This window comes from Nocardiopsis sp. CNT312 (assembly GCF_000515115.1).
Lineage (GTDB): Bacteria > Actinomycetota > Actinomycetes > Streptosporangiales > Streptosporangiaceae > Nocardiopsis.
Window position 1 is genome coordinate 76,782 of sequence record NZ_AZXF01000011.1, and the last position, 16,874, is coordinate 93,655.

Genomic DNA, 16,874 nt, shown 5'->3' on the forward strand with positions numbered 1-16,874 from the left:
ACAGGACGCACCCGAGCTCGGAGGAGGCGTGACGGTACCGACCGCCGCGCGGTTCAGCCGTCACGCCCGAGGCGGCCTCACCCTGCGGAGCACACCGGGTCCGGCACCCCGTTGGTGCCGCTGTGGCTGCCGGTGAAGCCGAACTCAGCGCTGTCGCCGGCACCGAGCGCGCCGTTCCAGCCCGTGTCGGAGGCGGTCACCCGCGACCCGCTGCCGCTGATCTGGGCGTTCCACCCGTGGCTGACGCTCTGGCCGTCGGTGTAGTCCCACACCACGGTCCAGCCCGAGACGGGGGTGTGGGCGGTGACGGTCACCGCCGCCTGGAAGCCGCCCGACCACTGGGAGACGATCTCGTACTCGGCGGTGCAGTCCGCGCCGGGATCGGTCGGGTCGTCCGTAGGCTCCTCCGTCGGTTCCTCGGTGGGCTCCTCCGTGGGCTCGTCGGTCGGCTCCTCGGTGGGGTCGGGGGCGTCGACCGCCAGGTCGTAGGCGGCCTGGGGCACGAACTGCCCGGCGGGAGCGATGCAGCCGTCGGCCTCGCCAGGAAGCTTGGTCCACAGGAAGGCGTCGATCAGCGGGTTCCCGGTGTCCGTGGTGCTGGGGGTTCCGATCATCCGCCCCGGCGGGTCGCACCACTCGTTGCCGGGAGCGGGGCCGTTGCCGTTGCGGCTGGTGTCGATCACGGCGCCCAGCCCGGATACCCCGGTCGCGGCGATGATCGCCTCGGCGTAGGCGACCTCATCGTGGGTGTGGTTGTAGTTGGAGGTGTTGGTGGCGATGCCGTGGGCGCTGTCGGCGATGTCGGCGCCGTTGAGCAGCCCGGCGGCCTGCTGGGGGGAGAGCCAGGCGGAGTTTCCGATGTCGAAGTAGACCCGGGCCTGGGAGGAGCCCGCCATGAGCGCTTGGCCCGCGTAGGCCATCGACTCCAGGAGTTCGGTGGGGTCGCTGCACCCGCTCACCAGCGGAAGCGCGTCGGGCTCCAAGACGATGGTGGCGGGGCGGCCCTCCAGCCCGGCGGCCACCTCGTCCACCCAGTCGCGGTAGGCCCCGTGGCTGGGCGCTCCGCCGCTGCTGTGGTTGCCGCAGTCGCGGCCGGGGATGTTATAGACGACCATGATGGGGACTTGATCCTGGGCGTCGGCTGCGCTGACCAGGGCGTCGACCTCGCCGCGGACCTCGTCGGGGTTGTACTGGGTGAACCAGGTGGCCTGGGCGACCGAGGCGATGCGGTCGCCGATGACGTCGGCCCGGGGGTCGCCGGGGTTCTCCTGGACCCAGACGGCGGCCGAGGTGTCGGGGTTGACGTAGAACTCGCTCTCGTCGGCCGAAGCCGGAACCGTACCGAGCAGTGCCACCGTGGTGGCCAGGGCCGCGGCGGCGGCCAAGGCGCCTCCGACGGCCGTTCGTGTTCGAGACATGACTCTATTCCTTCGCAGACTCTCCCCGTCAGTTCCTCCGGCCCGCCGGTCGTCCCGCCGGGTCCCTGGAAGGCGCCCCTGGGGGGGTGGGAGCGCTCCCAGTCACCGGGAGGCTACACCGAGCGCCCCTCCGTGACTAGGGGGGCTGAGAACTTCACCGGGGCGTTCGCACCCGCTCCCCGGACTCGGCGGCTGGGGCGCGTAGGCGTCGATGTCCTCTTGGGCCCGGTCCACGAACCGCCGGGCCCGGCCGGAGAGGCGGTGCCCCGCGGTCCGCACCAACGAGACCCGCTCCAGGTGCGGCCTGGGCTCCAGCGCCCCGGCCGCGACGGGCGGCCCCTCGTAGCTGCGGCGGATGCGGGGAAGCTGGATGAACAGCGAGCATCCGAGCCCCTGGGCGACCAGCGAGCGCACCGGTTCGAAGTGCGGTGTGCACAGCCGCACCCGCGGGGACGGCCCCTGCGTCCGGACAGCGGTCCGCACCCGCTCAAGAACCTCACCGAACGCGGCGCGGCCGTGCTGCGCGCAGCACGGCCCGCTGGCCGCGCTTGGCCTCCCGCAGCGCTGCGCCGCAGGGGCCGCGGCCCGCCCCCGACTCTCCGGAGACGGACCGCGACGACGGGCGGAAGACCTTTCAGGGGGGTGCATCAGGGCCTGTCAGGCGAGGTCAGGTGCGCTATGCCCCAGACGGCGTCCTCGGGTCCCCGACGGGCCGGGCGCCTTCACGGGCTCACTCCAGCAGACGGGCGAAGGCGGCGTCGACCAACGCCGGGAGGCGTTCGGGGGCTCCGCCCGCCTGCGTGCGGCCGGAGCGGTAGCAGGCGGTGGCGAGTTCGGCGGCCAGGACCGCCACGGAGCGCTCGGCGCCCAGGTCGCCGAGGGCCCTGGCCATGGCCTCGGCGTAGTCGCGTTGCTTGGTGAGCTCCCGGGCGGCCAGGTCGGGGTTCTCCGCCAGCAGGCGCTCGTGGCGCAGATAGGCTTCACGGTCCTCGGTCCGGGCGGTCGCCAGTGCGTCCACAACCCGGCGCAGGTACGCCAGCGCGGCCGACAGGGAGTCCCCGAGGGGCCGTTCCGGCGGCGGGACGAGGCGGCCGACCTCCTGGGGGCCGGGCACGCGCTGAGCGCCGAAGACCACCTCCTGCTTGTCGCCGAAGTACCGGAAGAAGGTGGCCCGGCCGACCTCGGCACGGTCGGCGATGTCGCTGACGGTGACCCGGTCGAAGCCGCGCTCGGCGAACAGGGCGAGCGCGGCGGCGACGATGCTCTCGCGCGTGCGCCGACGCTTGCGCTCACGGGGCGACTCGGTCCGCCCCAATGGTCGTTCCATATCACCATCTTAGGGCCGACTCTCCTACCTGGGGCGGTATCCGATTCTTCGGTCGGCTCGGAGCAGTCCGCAGGGGAACCGTCCGAAGCGCCGGGTCCCGGGCCGAGCCTTTTCCGGAACGCCGGGGAAGAGGGCTTCGCCCGGTGCCCGGGCACCCGGCTGAAGAGCATCACCGGCGTCGGCGCGCCCCATGAGGCGTGCGGCCGGTCGCGCGGGAAGCCGGGAAAGGGCGAGGGCTCGGCCGGGGCCGATGACGCGAAGGGCCGCCCACCGGCGTGGCGGGCCGCTGAACGGGTGGGCGGCCCCGGGACCGGTGTCACTCGACGCGGTCGCCCTCAGGATCCCCGGCTGCACGCACGAGCGTGTCGTAGGTGTCGCTGATGGGTTCCAAGTCCACTCCCAGGCTCCGTGCCCAGGCGGCCAACTCCCCCTGGACGGCTCGGGCGTCACGGTCGTCGTCGGCGACGATCTCCAGTTCCAGGAACACGCCGACCCTGCGGACGAGGTCGACGCAGACCAGCATCCGGTCGACCACACCCACCCTGCGGTACTTGACGATGCGCAGGCTCGGGACATAGCCCATCGCCAGAACGGCGGCGTGCATCTGTGCCCGGTCGGCGACGGCCGACTCGTGCTCCACACACTCCATCGGCAGTGCCGAGGGGGTCTTGGTCGTGAACACGTGCATGCCGTCCTGGGTACGCAGACGGCAGAAGGTGCGCCCCGCCCTGGGCATCCCCGGATCCCAGTCGGCGGGCGCGTAGGCCTGGTCGTCCTGGAGCACCGGCTCCCCCAGTTCGACACCCGCCCGGTCGAGGGCCTCCAGGAGGGCGTCGAGGTCCGCCACACGGTACTTGGTCTCGATCTCGCGCATCGGTCGGCCCGGAGTGCCCTACCAGGACCCGCCGACGAGTTCGCGCACCGCGGGCCGCACGGCGTCCAGAACCGTCGGAAACCACACCGAGAACGTGTGCTGGGCCATCATCTGCTCCAGCCTGGCGGGGTCGGCGAACACGGTTTCGGCGATCTCTTCGGGATCGGGCTTCAGATCGCCGCGCCCCATCCCCACGAAGAGGTGGTTGTACTCCTGCTCGACCAGTTCGGAGTCGGGGTCGCGGTGGTGGTAGCGCACCGTTCCAGCGGCACGCATGAGGTCGGGTGCCGTGCCCAGCTCCTCGGCCACGCGCCGGGCCGCGGCGGCGAAGGGCTCCTCCCCGGGGTAGGGGTGGCCGCAGCAGGTGTTGGACCACACCCCGGGCGAGTGGTACTTGCCCAGGGCACGGCGCTGGAGGAGCATCCTGCCCTCGGCGTCGAAGAGGAAGACCGAGAAGGCCCGGTGCAGTTGCCCCGGCGCCCGGTGGGCGGACAGTTTCTCGGCGGTGCCGATGGTGGCACCGTCCTCGTCGACCAATTCGAGCATGATCGGTGCGTCGGCTCGGTCCGCGGAGGCGGCGCGGGCGGCGACGGAACTGGTGGACATGGGCATCCTTCGCGGTAGGGGCCTGGGCACGCTGCGGTCAGGGGCGGGGTGCCCGCCGCAGCGGCGGCGGGCACCCGGGACCGGCCGGATCAGATCCGGTCGGCGGCGATGAGCAGGTAGTGGAAGCTGCCCTCCTTGTAGGCGGTCAGGAACGGGTCCTCGATACCGGTCGCCACCGAGGACTGGGCGCGCAGCTCCCAGTACGGGATCGTCTGGTCCGTGAGGTCGACGACGTTGATCGGGACGAGACCGTTGGCTGCCATCGCCCTGAAGTAGGCGCTGCGCGGGTGGATGTTGCAGGTGTAGTGCTCGTCGATGCGGCTGACCGCCTTGGACCGACCGCCGGTCACGTCGTTGTAGCAGCCGGTGATGGTGACGTAGCGCCCCCCGTGCCGGAGCAGGCGGGCGTGCTCGCTGAAGAGTTCGAACAGGTCCACGTACATGGTCGACTCGTTGTTCCAACTGGCCCGCAGCGAACCGGTGTCGAACCCGGTGTCCAGCATATTGCGGAAGTGGAAGGCGACCTTGTCGGAGACGCCGCGCTCCTCGGCCTGGCCGTTGGCGAAGTCCACCTGCTGCTGGGAGATGCTCACCCCGTCCACATGGCAGCCGAAGCGCTGGTGGGCCATGAAGCTGGTGCCGCCCCGGCCGGACCCGGTGTCCATGATGCGGTCCTCGGGCCGGATGTTGCCGAGGTGGTCCAGGAGTACGTCCGCCTGGGCCGTCTCCAGGCGGTGCAGTTCCTCGATGATGCGCTGGTCGCGGGTCTCCTCCGGCCCCTCCAGGACGGAGGGGTCGTAGTCGCCGAGGCCGTAGTGGTGGTGGTAGTAGCCGTCGACCTCACCGAGGCGGATGTTGACGGGGTCCTTCTCGGCGTTCCAGTACTCGGCCACGGAGCGCTGGTAGTCGGTGCGCAGGACGTGGTCGGCCTGGGGCATGGTGGACGTCATGTAGGGGTGGCTCCTTCGTGTTCGGCTTACCGGGTTGCGAGGGGAAGCGGGGCCCTCAGGTGTCGTTGTTCGTTTGGTGGTACCGGCCGCTCTGGGCGTGCCACTCGCGGCTGCCACCGATCCAGGCCCACAGGTCGGCCAGGAAGCGGCGCAGCTCGGGCGAGCCGGCCGTGGCGAGGGCGAAGGCCTCCGCCTCGATGGTGTGCATCACCTCGTCGTGGATCTCGACGGTCCGTGCGACGGCGTCGCTGAGGGAGAGGTCCTCCTCCGAGGCGATGAGTCTGGGCAGGCTGAAGTCGCCGGGGTCCTCCTTGCCCATGGAGTACAGGTCGTTGACGATCACGCTGGCCGTGCCGGCCATGGTGAACACGCGGCGTACACGCGGGTCGGCGAACTCCTCCTGGGAGATCTCGTAGCCGGCGATGGTGTCCACCAGCACCATGCAGGGCACGAAGCTGTTCTCGTGCCGGTGCATGAGGAACTCCCAGACCGGCGGCCGCTGGCCGGCCGTCGCCCAGACCGCCTCCTGGTTGTAGGCGACGAACATGATCGCCAGTTCGTGGCGCAGGCGCCGCACCTGCGCGGAGGTGGCCAGGGCGGACAGGTTGCGCAGCGCCGAGCGCAGGGCGACCGCGACCGGGTCGGCCCGCACTTCCTCCTCCAGTTGCGGGGCGTAGTCGAGCGGAAGGTGGGCCTGGTCGATGACGGAGTGGGCGATGGCCAGGCGCTGGCCGAGCAGTTCGGGGCGGGCCTCCTCCACCTCGCCGTCGACGTAGTGGTCGTCCACCGCCCACTCCGACAGCGCGCACTTGGCCGCCGCCAGCAGGCGGTCGGGGTTGTCGGTGGCGGGGTGGGCGAGCATCATGAGCCGTCCGAACTCGGCCCTGCGGATCTTGTCCAGTTGCCCGGGGTAGATCCCCACCTCCTCGGCCCACTCCACCAGCCGTGCGTCGACCTCCCGGCCCAGGGCCGGGTCGTCCCGGACGGCGGGCGGGCAGTACAGCACCAGGTCGGTCCGGCCGTCCCCCCGTTTGCCGGGGTGCTCGGCAACCCGGGCCCGGGCCTTCGGGCCGCCGTCGGAGGACGGCAGCCGTGGGCCGGAGGGGGCCGGTGGAACGGGGGGGAGCACCACGGCCGCGGGGGCGCCCCCTGCCGTGTCCGCTGTGGGTGGACGCTCGGGGAGCAGGGCCGTGGCCGCCGCGCTGCCGAGCCCTCGCGGGCCGGTCGGCAGCCGGGTGGCCGCGGCCGCCTCCCCGGTACCCGCGGGGGCGGGCCGGGGTGCGAGCAGGTCGGATCGGCCGGGCCGCTGCGGGTCGCGCAACAGCACGTCCACCAGGTCCGCCGCCGTGTGGGTGGCGGCGGAGGCCGACATCCGGGACAGCAGTGACACCGTCTCAGTCCTCCTTCCCTGTCTGCGGCGGGCGGTCAGCCACGCGGGTGGACCTCGACGTTCTCCAGGACACCGAGGGCGTCCGGGACGAGCACCGCGGCGGAGTAGTAGGTGCTGACCAGGTAGGAGATGATGCCCTTGTCGTCGATGCCCATGAAGCGCGCGTTCAGGCCGGGCTCGACCTCGTCGGGCAGGCCGGTCTGGTGCAGGCCGATGACGCCCTCGTTGTCCTCACCGGTACGCACGGCGATGATCGACGAGGTCTGGTGGTCGGAGATCGGGATCTTGCCGCAGGGCAGGATCGGCACCCCGCGCCAGGAGGGCACCTGGTTGCCGTTGAAGTCGATGGTCGGGATGTTGAGACCCCGGCTGTTGCACTCCTTACCGAAGGCGGCGATGGCCCGCGGGTGGGCGTAGAGGAACTGGGTGTTGCGCCGCATCGTCAGCAGGTCGTCGATGTCGTCGGGGCTGGGCGGGCCGTTGTGGGTCTGGATGCGCTGTTTGAAGTCGCAGTTGTTGAGCAGGCCGAAGTCGGCGTTGTTGACGAGCTCGTACTCCTGGCGCTCGCGCAGGGCCTGGATGGTCAGGCGGAGCTGGTGCTCCGTCTGGTTCATCGGCTTGTTGTAGAGGTCGGCGACGCGGCTGTGCACCTTGAGGACGGTCTGGGCGACGCTGAGTTCGTACTCGCGGGGCCGGAGCTCGTAGTCGGCGAAGGTGGTGGGCAGGTCGGGCTCGCCCTCGTGGCCGGAGGCCAGCGCGATCTCGGCCTCGCCGTGGGAGTTCTGCCGCTGCTGGGGCAGGCTCTGGACCCGGGTGATCTGGGTCTGGAGGCTGGGTGACTCGTCCACCAGGGAGATGAACCGCTCCCGGGGCAGTTCGAGGAGCGTTCCGGCGGTGGCCGCCTTGACCGTGTACTCCCACGTGGGCTCGCCGGAGTCGAGGAGGTGGCGCTCACCGAACTTGTCGCCGTCGGCCAGGATGCCGAGCCGGTTGGTCTCCCCGTAGTGGCCCTGGGAGGTCTGGTGCACCCGGCCGTGCGCGAGGAGGTAGAGGTGTGTGGCCGGCGCGCCCTGCTGGGCGAGCACGTCCCCGGGTTCGAACTCGCGCTGGACGAAGCGGTCGGCGAGGGCCTCCAGGACCTCCTCGTCGTCGTAGCCCCGCAGCAGGGACAGCTCGGCGAGTTCCTGGGGGATGACCCGGACGTGCGAGCCGGTCTGGTTGAACTCGATCCGCCCGTCGCCGATGGTGTAGGTCAGGCGCCGGTTGACCCGGTAGGCGCCGCCGTCGGTCTGCACCCACGGAAGCGTCTTCTGGACCCAGCGGGAACTGATCCCCTGCATCTGCGGGGCGGACTTGGTGGTGGTGGCCAGGTTGCGCGCCGCCCTGGTGGCGAGGCTGCGCTGCTCTTCGGTCCGCACCTCGGGGACTGAGTCGATCGACATCCGCGGTGTCTCTCCTCGTGGTTTTCGCGAACCCGTCCGCAGGCCGTGCCGCGGGCGGGTCTCCGCTGGGTCGTGTGCAGTGGGGCACCCGGGCCGAACAGCACGTCGACCTTCGGGCACGCTCCGTAAACCGAGGAACACACTAAAAGGGCCGCCTTGACCGCACAACCGATTCTCGGATTTCCCTTACGTCCACGAAGCGGGAGCCCCCGACCGAAGAGCCCTAATACCGGGAAATGCGAATGACACTCCACCTTCCTCACACACGCCACCGGCCACAGGAATCGGCCTCCACCTGCATAGACTCTCGAATCCATGGAAGGAAGAGACACACTCACACCTCACCCAAAAGTCCGATTCGCCCTTTATTTCATGACATTCTTCCCCGCACCCAAGAGAGCATCCCACCGATTTAAGATCACCACTCCCCCACCATTCCGGACCCACAGAACTCCAGGAGAAAAACTCACATAAACGACATCTCATCCGGCCACACAGGATCGACCGCCAGGCGGACCGCCCAACCGAGAGCAAAATTTGGTTAGCCCAACCTCACCGTGCAACCGACCGCAGCCCTGTCCCCTGGCAGAGTCCCCCCGTGCAGACCCGCCGGCCCGAGCAGCGCGCGCTGATCCGCGCCCGTGCGGTGCGCGCCACGACCAGTGCGTGCGCCTCCCCCTGCCCCGAGGGGTCCAGGATGAGCTCCACATGCCCCTTCCGCCGGAAGCAGAGGCTGGTACGTGCAGCTCCTGGCCGTGTCCACGGCCAAGCGCCCGCCCGTGCGCAACGACACGGTGCGGCGCTTCGACGCCGACAGGCCGGAGACGGACACCGGGCCCCTCGGCCACGGCGACGCCGGCGCGGCCTCCGCCTGGGCCACCGCGGCACAGCCGGACTCCGGATCGGACCCCCGACCGAGGGGTCTGCTACCTGCCCGCGGCAGGGGCGGCTTGACGGCTCATCATCGCGGACGGGAGCGGGCTGCCCGCCGCGGCCTCGATCCTGGGTCAGGCCCCCGAGGACCTGCGCGCCGAGGTCTGCCCGGAGGTTCCCGCCAGGGCCGACGCGCGGAGACCGTCGGCCCCCAAGGCATGGCAGCGCACGGGCTGCCCCGGAAGGACACCCGCACCGGCCCCGGACGTCTGGCCCTGGAGACCGTCCGTGCCGCCGGGACGCCGAGCGCCGTCCCGGCCGGCATCCGGGCCAGGGGGCGATGTGCCGCACATCCGGCATGTACACCCTAATTCTGTATGTGGGACGAATCAGAAGCATGGTCCGCCCTGTGGAAGGCCCCGGGCAAACCGGATCGCCTGCCCCGCCGGGTTCTCCGGGATCCCCGCGACGGCGCGCACACCTCGGTGAACCGCACCGGCAGGCCCACCGGTGCGACCATCGGAGACATGACACGTCGAGTCGAGAACGACCCTGCCCAGGACGCGCCCCGGGTGGACCCGCCGGGGCGCAGCTCCGTGGGCCTGCCCTCGGTACTCAACAGCCTCCGCCAGGTCGGTGAGAACGCCGGGGTCAGGCGCGGGGTGCCCGCCATGCTCGCGGTCAACCAGAAGCGCGGTTTCGACTGCCCCGGGTGCGCCTGGCCCGAGCCGGGACGGCGGCACACGGCGGAGTTCTGCGAGAACGGCGCCAAGGCCGTCGCCGAGGAGGCCACCGGCCGGGCCCTGGCCGCGGAGTTCTTCGCCGAGCACCCCGTCTCCGAACTGGCGGAGCGCTCCGGCTACTGGCTGGGGCGGCAGGGCCGACTCGCCGAACCCCTCTACCTCGCCGAGGGTGCCGACCACTACGAGCCGATCACCTGGGAGAGCGCGCTGGACCTGGTCGCCGGGGAGCTGCGCGCTCTGGACTCCCCGGACAAGGCGGTGTTCTACACCTCCGGCCGCACCAGCAACGAGGCCGCGTTCTGCTACCAGCTCCTCGCCCGCCTCCTGGGCACCAACAACCTGCCCGACTGCTCGAACATGTGCCACGAGTCCTCCGGGGCGGCGCTGACGGAGACCCTGGGCGTGGGCAAGGGCAGCGTGTCCCTGTCTGACCTGTACAAGGCCGATCTGATCATCGTGGCCGGGCAGAACCCGGGCACCAACCACCCCCGGATGCTCAGCGCCCTGGAGCGCGCCAAGCGCTCGGGCGCGCGGATCGTCACGGTCAACCCGCTGCCGGAGGCGGGGCTGCGCGAGTTCCGCAACCCGCAGACGGCGCGGGGGCTGGCCGGACGCGGAACCGAGCTCACCGACCTGTTCGCGCAGATCCGCCTGGGCGGCGACCTGGCGCTGTTCTCCGCCGTGAACCGGCTGCTGCTGGAGGCCGACCGGCGCGGCGAGCCGGTGCTGGACCGGGCGTTCATCGAGGAGCACACCCACGGGTTCGACGCCTACGCCGAGGACCTGCTCTCCGAGCCCGGGGCGGAGTTCTGGCCGCGGGTGGAGCGGGCGACCGGGCTGGAGCGGGAGCTGATCGAGCGCATCGCGCGGAGTGCGGTGGACTCGGAGCGGACCGTGGTGTGCTGGGCGATGGGCCTGACCCAGCACAAGCACTCGGTGCCCACCATCCGCGAGGTGGTGAACCTCCTGCTGCTGCGCGGCGACGTGGGCCGGCCCGGCGCGGGCGTGTGCCCGGTTCGAGGGCACTCCAACGTGCAGGGCGACCGGACGATGGGGATCTTCGAGCGCCCCTCGGCCGCGTTCCTGGACGCGCTGGGCGCCGAGTTCGGGTTCGAGCCGCCGCGCGCGCACGGCCTGGACACGGTGGACTCCATCCGCGCGATGGCCGAGGGGCGCGTGCGGGTGTTCTTCGCGATGGGCGGCAACTTCGTGGCGGCCAGCCCCGACACGAACACCACCGAGGAAGCGATGCGCCGGGTGGGGCTCACCGTGCACGTGTCCACCAAGCTCAACCGCTCGCACGTGGTCACCGGCACGCGGGCGCTCATCCTGCCCGCCCTGGCCCGCAGCGACCGCGACCTGCACGGGGACCGCAGCCGATGGGTGACGGTGGAGGACTCCATGGGCGAGGTGCACGCCTCCCACGGAGTGCTGCCGCCCCTGTCGGAGGGGATGCGCTCAGAGGTGGACATCGTCCGCGGCGTGGGGGAACGGCTGTTCGGAGAGAGCCCGGTGGCGTGGTCGCGCCTGGCCGACTACGACCGGGTGCGCGACCACGTGGCGGCGGTCGTCCCCGGGTTCGAGGACTTCAACGCCCGAGTGCGCCGACCGGGCGGCTTCACCCTGCCGCACGCCCCGCGCGACGGCCGGCGCTTCCCCACGGCGACGGGGAGGGCCAACTTCACCGTGAACGGCCGGTACGCCCCGGAAATCCCCGAAGGGCGGCTGCTGCTCCAGACCCTGCGCTCGCACGACCAGTACAACACCACGGTCTACGGGCTCGACGACCGCTACCGGGGTATCACCGACGGTCGCCGCGTGGTGCTGGTCAACCCCCGGGACTGCGCCGAGCTGGGGGTGCGGGGCGGTCAGTACGTGGACCTGGTGGGCGAGTGGTCCGACGGTGTCGACCGGCGCGCACCGCACTTCCTGGTGGTGGAGTACCCCACGGCCCGGGGCTGCGCCGCCGCCTACTACCCGGAGACCAACGTGCTGGTGCCGCTGGACTCCACGGCCGACGTGAGTAACACCCCGACGTCGAAGTCGGTGGTGGTGCGCCTGGAACCGGAGACCGGGACCTGAGCGGACCGTCCTGGCGGGCCACGGCCACGGCGTTGACGGCGACGATGGCGCCGACCGCCGCCCAGGAGAGCGGGTCCAGGTGCTGGCCGAGCACCGCCGTGCCCACCAGGGCCGCCAGGACGGGGTTGACGCTCATGAAGATTCCGAACACGTGGGCGGGCACACGCCGCAGGGCGATCAGGTCGGCCAGGAACGGGACCGCCGAGGAGAGCACTCCGGCGGCCGACGCGCAGGCGAGCGCGGCGGCCGTGGGCGGGTGCTGGGCGAGGGCCAGCGCTCCGACGGGCAGGTACAGCGCCCCGGACACGGCCGCGGCCGCCGCCGAACCCTCCAGGCCGGGCACCCGGGAGCCGACGGCGCGGTTGAGCAGGATGTAGCAGCCCCAGCACACGGCGGCCGCCAGCGCCAGGCCGATGCCCAGGTGGTCGGTGCTGGGACCGGGGCGCAGCAGCACGGCGACCGCTCCGACCGCCGCCAGTGCCAGGCACAGGTCCGCGCGGCGGCGCGAGGTGGCCAGGACCACGGCCAGTGGCCCGAGGAATTCGAGGGTGACCGCCAGGCCGAGCCCGATGCGGTCGATCGCCGCGTAGAGGGACAGGTTCATGGCGGCGAACACCGCGGCCAGACCCAGGATGAGGCGCCACTGGGCAGCCGTCAGCTCCCGCAGCCGGGGACGTCCGACGCACAGCAGGACGAGCGCGGCCACCCACTGGCGCACCGCGACCGTCCCCGCGGGGCCCAGGACCGGGAAGGAGAGGGCGGCCACGGACGCGCCCACCTGGTTGGACAGTCCGCTGCCCACCATGAGCGCCGCCCCGGCCAGGCGGCCGGAGGCGGAGCGGGGCGTACGTGCGCCCGGGGTTCGTGTCGTCATGCCTCGACGATGCGGCAGCGGCGACCATACGCAAAATGCATCCGACGCACCGTCCATACGATGGACGTATGGATGAGAAGGCCGCTCTGGAGCTGAGGCACCTGCGCTGCCTCGTCGCGATCGTGGACACCGGGACCCTCACCGACGCCGCCCTCGAACTCGGTGTCTCGCAGGCGTCGGTCTCCCGGACCCTCTCGGCGCTGGAGGGGGTGCTGGGCGTGCGCCTGCTGCACCGCACCAGCCGTGTGTGCACGCCCACCACGGCCGGGGTGCGCGTGCTGGCCCGGGCCCGCCACGTGCTCGCCGAGGCCGACCACCTGTTGCGCGAGGCGGTCTCCGGGCACACCCGGCTGTGGATCGGGCACGCCTGGTCGGCGATGGGCCGCCACACCGCCGCGTTCCAGCGCCTGTGGCGGGAGCTGCGCCCCGACGTCGAACTGCGCCTGGTCCGGCACAACAGCGCCACCGGAGGACTGGCCGAGGGCAAGTGCGACCTGGCCGTCGTGCGCACCCCCGTGGACGGGCGCCGCTACGACCACGCCGTGGTCGGCCACGAGCACCGGTACGTGGCCATGGCCGCCGACGACCCGTGGGCGCGCCGCCGCTCCATCGGTGTGGCGGAGATCCGCGGGCGGACCCTGGCGGTGGACCGGCGCACGGGCACCACCACCACGCACCTGTGGCCGGAGGAGGAGCGCCCGGACCTGGAGTACACCCACGACATCGACGACTGGCTCGCCGCCATCGCCTCGGGGCGCTGTGTGGGGGTCTCACCGCACGCGACGGTCACCCAGTACCGCCGCGACGGCATCGTCTACCGGCGCGTGCGCGACGCCGAACCGGTGGCGGTCGGCCTGTGCTGGCGGCGCGGCGACCCCCACCCCGCCACGCACGCGGCCGTGGCACTGCTCTGCGACCTGTACGCCGGGCGGCGGTGAGCACGCTCCGGCGGAGCCGTACCGCGCACCGCGCTCAGTCGGGACGGGGGTGGCCGAACAGGTGGGCCAGCGCCCCCTCCAACTCGGGGTACCGGAACCGGTGTCCGGACGCCGCCAGGCGGGCCGGTGCCACCCGCTGGTCGGCGAGTGCGACCTCCTCGGCCCCCTGGCGGCCCAGCAGGGCCGCCGGGGCCGCTGCGGGGACCGGGAGCAGCGCCGGGCGGCGCAGGGTGCGGGCGAGCAGCCGCGCGTGCTCGGCGCCGCGCACCGGGTTCGGCGCCACGGCGTTGACCGGACCCGACAGGGTGTCGTCGAGGAGGGCGCGCACGTAGACGTCGGAGAGGTCGTCGGCTCCGATCCACGACAGCCACTGCCGACCGTCGCCGATCCGGCCGCCCAGACCGGCCGCGAACAGCGGGTACTGCAACCCGAGCACCCCGCCCGCCGGGGTCTGGACGATGCCGGTGCGCACCTGGACGCACCGCGTCCCGGCGTCGGCGGCGGGACGGGCCGCCGCCTCCCAGTCGGCGACCAGGTCGGCGAGGAAGCCCGCGCCACGCGGGCTGTCCTCGGTGAGGACCTCGTCGCCGCGGTCGGGGCCGTAGTAGCCGACGGCGGAGGCCGTGACGAACACGCGCAGGCCGTCCTCGCGGGCCACCAGCTCGGCCAGCGCACGGGTGGGGCCGAGGCGGCTCTCGCGCAGCGCCCGCTTGTGCCGCTCGGTGAACCGTCCGAGGAGGGGCTCGCCCGCCAGGTGCACGAGCGCGTCCACGCCGTGCAGCAGGTCGGGGGCGGGTGCCTCGGGGTCCCAGCGCCGCTCGCCGGGGGCACCGGGGTCGCGGCGCACCAGCCGCACCACGCGGTGGCCGTTGACGGTCAGCAGGGAGCACAGGTTGCGGCCGACCAGTCCGCCGGAGCCGGTGACCGCGACGGTCAGCACGCGGTCGCTCCACTCGCGGAAGCGGGCACGTGCGGCCAGGTCGTCAGCGAGCTGGGCGTGCCGGTAGGTGAACATGGGGCGCAGCAGCGCCTCGGGGACGGAGGTGGCGACCCTGTCGACCACGCGGGTGCCGCCGGGCTCTTGGAGGAAGTCGTGGGCGTGGGTCCACGACAGGACCGTCGACAGCGGGCGGCCCACCAGGTGGTCGGCGAACCGGCGCGGCGGGTCGTAGCGGTCGGGCAGGTGGGCGGCTCTCCAGCGCAGTCCGCCCGGCAGGGTCAGCACGGCCGTGCCGTCGCGCAGGGAGTCGGCCTCGGCGGTCAGCCGCACCGGCTGCCAGGGCGCGGTGAGGCGTGCGAACGCCCCGGGCCGCTCGTGCCAGGCGAACACCTCGTCGCGCGGTGTCGGCACCGTGCTCTCATAGCGGAAGACCATGCCGTTCCTTCCTCGTCCCTACAGCCTTCGGCCACCGTAGCGCGCGGGCGCGCGGAGGCCGGGGAAGGGCGCGCCACGGGTGGAAGCGGTCTTCTACCGCTGTTCCGGGAACGCGGTCACGGCGTCGGCCAGGGCGGTCCGGGCCTCGGTGTCGCCGATGCGGGCCCTCCCGTCGCCCCGCTGGTCGCCGTAGGCCCCGAACTGGGCGTGGTTCATGCCCCCGACCTCCACCATGACGGTGTTCGGGGGCAGGTGGGCACGGTGGTCGGTGGTCGCCGCCGGGTCGGACAGGCCGTCCTCGCTTCCAGCGACGGACAGTACCGGCAGGTCGTCCCGGTCGGAGAGCCCGGCGCCCTCAGTGGTGCAGGCGCCCCACAGCACCACCCCGGCCAGGGGACGACGGGCCGCCCCGTTCTGTCCATCGATGGGCAGCATCACGAGGGCGCAGACCACGGCCGCGGAGATGCCGGGGACGAGGCCACCGGTGCTTCCGGCTCTGACCGCGCACCGGGCCGGAGGGCGCTGGGCAGGGGCCCGGTCACGGACGAGCGTGGGCGACGCCCGTCCGGCAGGGAGCCGGAACGGCCCCCGCGCCGCATTCAGGACCTCCGCGGGTGGCAGGCGCTCTGCCGCGCGGGGGCCACTCGAAGGGCCCGTGGCGGGGGAACGGCCGGGCCGATGCCGCGTCTCACTCCGACTCCGTCCGAGGGCGGTCCCGCACCCGGCGGGCGGGGACGGGAGCGTCCCCGCGTACTGTGTCGGCATGCCGGCTATCTACCTGATCCGCCACGGGAAGGCCTCTCCCGAGGCCGACGACTACGACGAACTGAGCCCCACCGGTTACGAGCAGTCCCGCCTGGTGGGCGCCGAACTCGCCCAGCGCGGACTGAAGGTGGGGCCCGTGGTCGCCGGTTCCCTGCGCCGCCAGCGGCAGACGGCCGCCACCGCTCTGGAGGAGGCCGGTTTCGACGCCTCCGCGAGCGTGGACGAGCGGTGGAACGAGTACGACCACGTGGCGATGCTGGAGCGCTACGACATCGGCGAGGGGACGGTCCAGCAGCGGCTCGACGCCTGCCTGCACGCGTGGACCTCCGACCCCGCCGAGGGTGGCCACTCCTGGACCGCCTTCCGGGACCGGGTCGTGGCGGCGCTGGGGGACCTGGCGTCCGGGCTGGAGCGCGGCCAGACGGCGCTGGTGTTCACCTCGGGCGGGGTGATCTCCGCGGCGTACTCGTTCCTGCTGGACCTGCCGCCCGCGTCGTTCGCGGCGGTGAACCGGGTGGTGGTCAACGCCTCGATCAGCAAGATCGCGCACGGGCGCGGCGGCACGCAGGCGCTGTCGCTCAACGACCACTCGCACCTGGAGCGGGGCGGCCCGACACTGCTCACCTACCGGTAGACGCACGCCCAGAACAAACCGACCGGTCGGTTCCCGATTCCCACAGCCACCGGCCGACCGGTGCCGCGCTCCGCTCCAGCGGAGCCGGACACGGGCCGGCGCGCGTGGGCTACGCACGGCGCTCGGCGGCGCGCTGGAGGACGGCGCGCAGGGCCAGTTCGTAGCCGAACACGCCGCACCCGGCGACGTAGCCCGCCACCACGGGCGAGGTGACGGACGTGTGGCGAAACTCCTCGCGGGCGTAGACGTTGGAGATGTGGATCTCCACCACCGGCGCCTCGATCGCGTCGATGGCGTCGCGCAGGGCGATGCTGTAGTGGGCGTAGGCACCGGGGTTGATGACGATCCCCGCCCAGTGGCGGGCCCGGTGGATCCGGTCGACCAGTGCGCCCTCACTGTTGCTCTGGGCGCAGACCACCTCCACACCCAGCTCCCCGCCCAGGTCGCCGACGCGCCGCTCGACCTGCTCCAGGGTGGTGGTGCCGTACTGCTCCGGGTCGCGGGTGCCCAGCAGGTTGAGGTTGGGTCCGTTGAGCAGCAGGACGGTGCGGGAGGGGTCGGCGGGGCCGGTCATCGGGCGGTG

15 protein-coding genes and 2 pseudogenes are annotated in these 16,874 nt (G+C 72.5%); 5 read left to right on the plus strand and 12 right to left on the minus strand.

Annotation, left to right across the window (positions count from 1 at the left end):
• Positions 1–77 precede the first annotated feature (77 nt).
• The 8 genes from B042_RS0103145 to B042_RS0103180 form a co-directional block, all read right to left on the minus strand.
• Positions 78–1,418, minus strand: a complete 1,341-nt coding sequence (locus tag B042_RS0103145) for a glycoside hydrolase family 6 protein (RefSeq protein ID WP_028647014.1) — start codon at positions 1,416–1,418, stop codon at positions 78–80.
• A 102-nt stretch (positions 1,419–1,520) separates the two neighbouring features.
• On the minus strand, positions 1,521–1,901 hold the full coding sequence (locus B042_RS24665) for a LysR substrate-binding domain-containing protein (protein ID WP_197024157.1): 381 nt from the start codon (positions 1,899–1,901) through the stop codon (positions 1,521–1,523).
• Between the two features lie 247 nt (positions 1,902–2,148).
• Positions 2,149–2,745 (minus strand): TetR/AcrR family transcriptional regulator, encoded by a 597-nt coding sequence (locus tag B042_RS0103155; RefSeq protein ID WP_028647016.1) that lies wholly within the window; start codon positions 2,743–2,745, stop codon positions 2,149–2,151.
• 316 nt (positions 2,746–3,061) lie between these two features.
• Positions 3,062–3,619, minus strand: a complete 558-nt coding sequence (locus tag B042_RS0103160) for a class IV adenylate cyclase (RefSeq protein WP_028647017.1) — start codon at positions 3,617–3,619, stop codon at positions 3,062–3,064.
• An 18-nt stretch (positions 3,620–3,637) separates the two neighbouring features.
• Positions 3,638–4,231, minus strand: a complete 594-nt coding sequence (gene idi, locus B042_RS0103165; protein ID WP_028647018.1) for an isopentenyl-diphosphate Delta-isomerase — start codon at positions 4,229–4,231, stop codon at positions 3,638–3,640.
• An 83-nt stretch (positions 4,232–4,314) separates the two neighbouring features.
• On the minus strand, positions 4,315–5,175 hold the full coding sequence (locus B042_RS0103170) for a geranyl diphosphate 2-C-methyltransferase (RefSeq protein ID WP_028647019.1): 861 nt from the start codon (positions 5,173–5,175) through the stop codon (positions 4,315–4,317).
• Between the two features lie 55 nt (positions 5,176–5,230).
• Positions 5,231–6,565: a family 2 encapsulin nanocompartment cargo protein terpene cyclase gene (locus tag B042_RS0103175; protein WP_028647020.1), complete on the minus strand. Its 1,335-nt coding sequence runs from the start codon at positions 6,563–6,565 to the stop codon at positions 5,231–5,233.
• 35 nt (positions 6,566–6,600) lie between these two features.
• Positions 6,601–8,007, minus strand: a complete 1,407-nt coding sequence (locus B042_RS0103180) for a family 2B encapsulin nanocompartment shell protein (protein WP_028647021.1) — start codon at positions 8,005–8,007, stop codon at positions 6,601–6,603.
• Positions 8,008–8,744: 737 nt separating this feature from the next.
• Here B042_RS0103180 and B042_RS26980 point away from each other — a divergent pair.
• From B042_RS26980 to B042_RS0103185, 3 genes and pseudogenes are all read left to right on the plus strand, one after another.
• Positions 8,745–8,891: pseudogene (locus tag B042_RS26980) on the plus strand (siderophore-interacting protein); the annotation flags it as partial.
• Positions 8,892–8,970: 79 nt separating this feature from the next.
• Positions 8,971–9,369 (plus strand): hypothetical protein, encoded by a 399-nt coding sequence (locus B042_RS26985; protein ID WP_369797665.1) that lies wholly within the window; start codon positions 8,971–8,973, stop codon positions 9,367–9,369.
• A gap of 38 nt (positions 9,370–9,407) precedes the next feature.
• The gene (locus B042_RS0103185) at positions 9,408–11,705 is read left to right on the plus strand and encodes an FdhF/YdeP family oxidoreductase (RefSeq protein ID WP_028647022.1); all 2,298 of its coding nucleotides are present in this window, start codon (positions 9,408–9,410) and stop codon (positions 11,703–11,705) included.
• A gap of 49 nt (positions 11,706–11,754) precedes the next feature.
• On the opposite strand, the pseudogene B042_RS26990 reads toward B042_RS0103185, so the two are convergent.
• Positions 11,755–12,636, minus strand: a pseudogene (locus B042_RS26990) (EamA family transporter); the annotation flags it as partial.
• A gap of 11 nt (positions 12,637–12,647) precedes the next feature.
• Between B042_RS26990 and B042_RS0103195 the strand changes: the two are divergent.
• Positions 12,648–13,517 (plus strand): LysR family transcriptional regulator, encoded by an 870-nt coding sequence (locus B042_RS0103195; RefSeq protein ID WP_036553779.1) that lies wholly within the window; start codon positions 12,648–12,650, stop codon positions 13,515–13,517.
• A gap of 34 nt (positions 13,518–13,551) precedes the next feature.
• On the opposite strand, the gene B042_RS0103200 is transcribed toward B042_RS0103195, so the two are convergent.
• Positions 13,552–14,892 carry a TIGR01777 family oxidoreductase gene (locus B042_RS0103200; RefSeq protein ID WP_028647025.1) on the minus strand — a complete coding sequence of 447 codons (1,341 nt, stop codon included), beginning with the start codon at positions 14,890–14,892 and terminating at the stop codon, positions 13,552–13,554.
• Between the two features lie 93 nt (positions 14,893–14,985).
• The gene (locus tag B042_RS26325; RefSeq protein WP_231493748.1) at positions 14,986–15,327 is read right to left on the minus strand and encodes an alpha/beta hydrolase; all 342 of its coding nucleotides are present in this window, start codon (positions 15,325–15,327) and stop codon (positions 14,986–14,988) included.
• A 328-nt stretch (positions 15,328–15,655) separates the two neighbouring features.
• Here B042_RS26325 and B042_RS0103210 point away from each other — a divergent pair, with 328 nt between their 5' ends.
• Positions 15,656–16,291: a histidine phosphatase family protein gene (locus tag B042_RS0103210; protein ID WP_028647027.1), complete on the plus strand. Its 636-nt coding sequence runs from the start codon at positions 15,656–15,658 to the stop codon at positions 16,289–16,291.
• A gap of 109 nt (positions 16,292–16,400) precedes the next feature.
• On the opposite strand, the gene aroQ is transcribed toward B042_RS0103210, so the two are convergent.
• Positions 16,401–16,865, minus strand: a complete 465-nt coding sequence (aroQ, locus tag B042_RS0103215; protein ID WP_028647028.1) for a type II 3-dehydroquinate dehydratase — start codon at positions 16,863–16,865, stop codon at positions 16,401–16,403.
• Positions 16,866–16,874 lie beyond the last annotated feature (9 nt).

Bases quoted from the DNA above. Each gene is read 5' to 3' on its own strand.
- idi (WP_028647018.1), bottom strand. From the start codon at position 4,231: ATGCCCATGTCCACCAGTTCCGTCGCCGCCCGCGCCGCCTCCGCGGAC.
- B042_RS0103185 (WP_028647022.1), top strand. From the start codon at position 9,408: ATGACACGTCGAGTCGAGAACGACCCTGCCCAGGACGCGCCCCGGGTG.
- B042_RS0103145 (WP_028647014.1), bottom strand. From the start codon at position 1,418: ATGTCTCGAACACGAACGGCCGTCGGAGGCGCCTTGGCCGCCGCCGCG.
- B042_RS26325 (WP_231493748.1), bottom strand. From the start codon at position 15,327: ATGCTGCCCATCGATGGACAGAACGGGGCGGCCCGTCGTCCCCTGGCC.
- B042_RS0103210 (WP_028647027.1), top strand. From the start codon at position 15,656: ATGCCGGCTATCTACCTGATCCGCCACGGGAAGGCCTCTCCCGAGGCC.
- B042_RS0103160 (WP_028647017.1), bottom strand. From the start codon at position 3,619: ATGCGCGAGATCGAGACCAAGTACCGTGTGGCGGACCTCGACGCCCTC.
- B042_RS0103195 (WP_036553779.1), top strand. From the start codon at position 12,648: ATGGATGAGAAGGCCGCTCTGGAGCTGAGGCACCTGCGCTGCCTCGTC.
- B042_RS0103180 (WP_028647021.1), bottom strand. From the start codon at position 8,007: ATGTCGATCGACTCAGTCCCCGAGGTGCGGACCGAAGAGCAGCGCAGC.
- B042_RS0103200 (WP_028647025.1), bottom strand. From the start codon at position 14,892: ATGGTCTTCCGCTATGAGAGCACGGTGCCGACACCGCGCGACGAGGTG.
- aroQ (WP_028647028.1), bottom strand. From the start codon at position 16,865: ATGACCGGCCCCGCCGACCCCTCCCGCACCGTCCTGCTGCTCAACGGA.
- B042_RS0103170 (WP_028647019.1), bottom strand. From the start codon at position 5,175: ATGACGTCCACCATGCCCCAGGCCGACCACGTCCTGCGCACCGACTAC.
- B042_RS0103155 (WP_028647016.1), bottom strand. From the start codon at position 2,745: ATGGAACGACCATTGGGGCGGACCGAGTCGCCCCGTGAGCGCAAGCGT.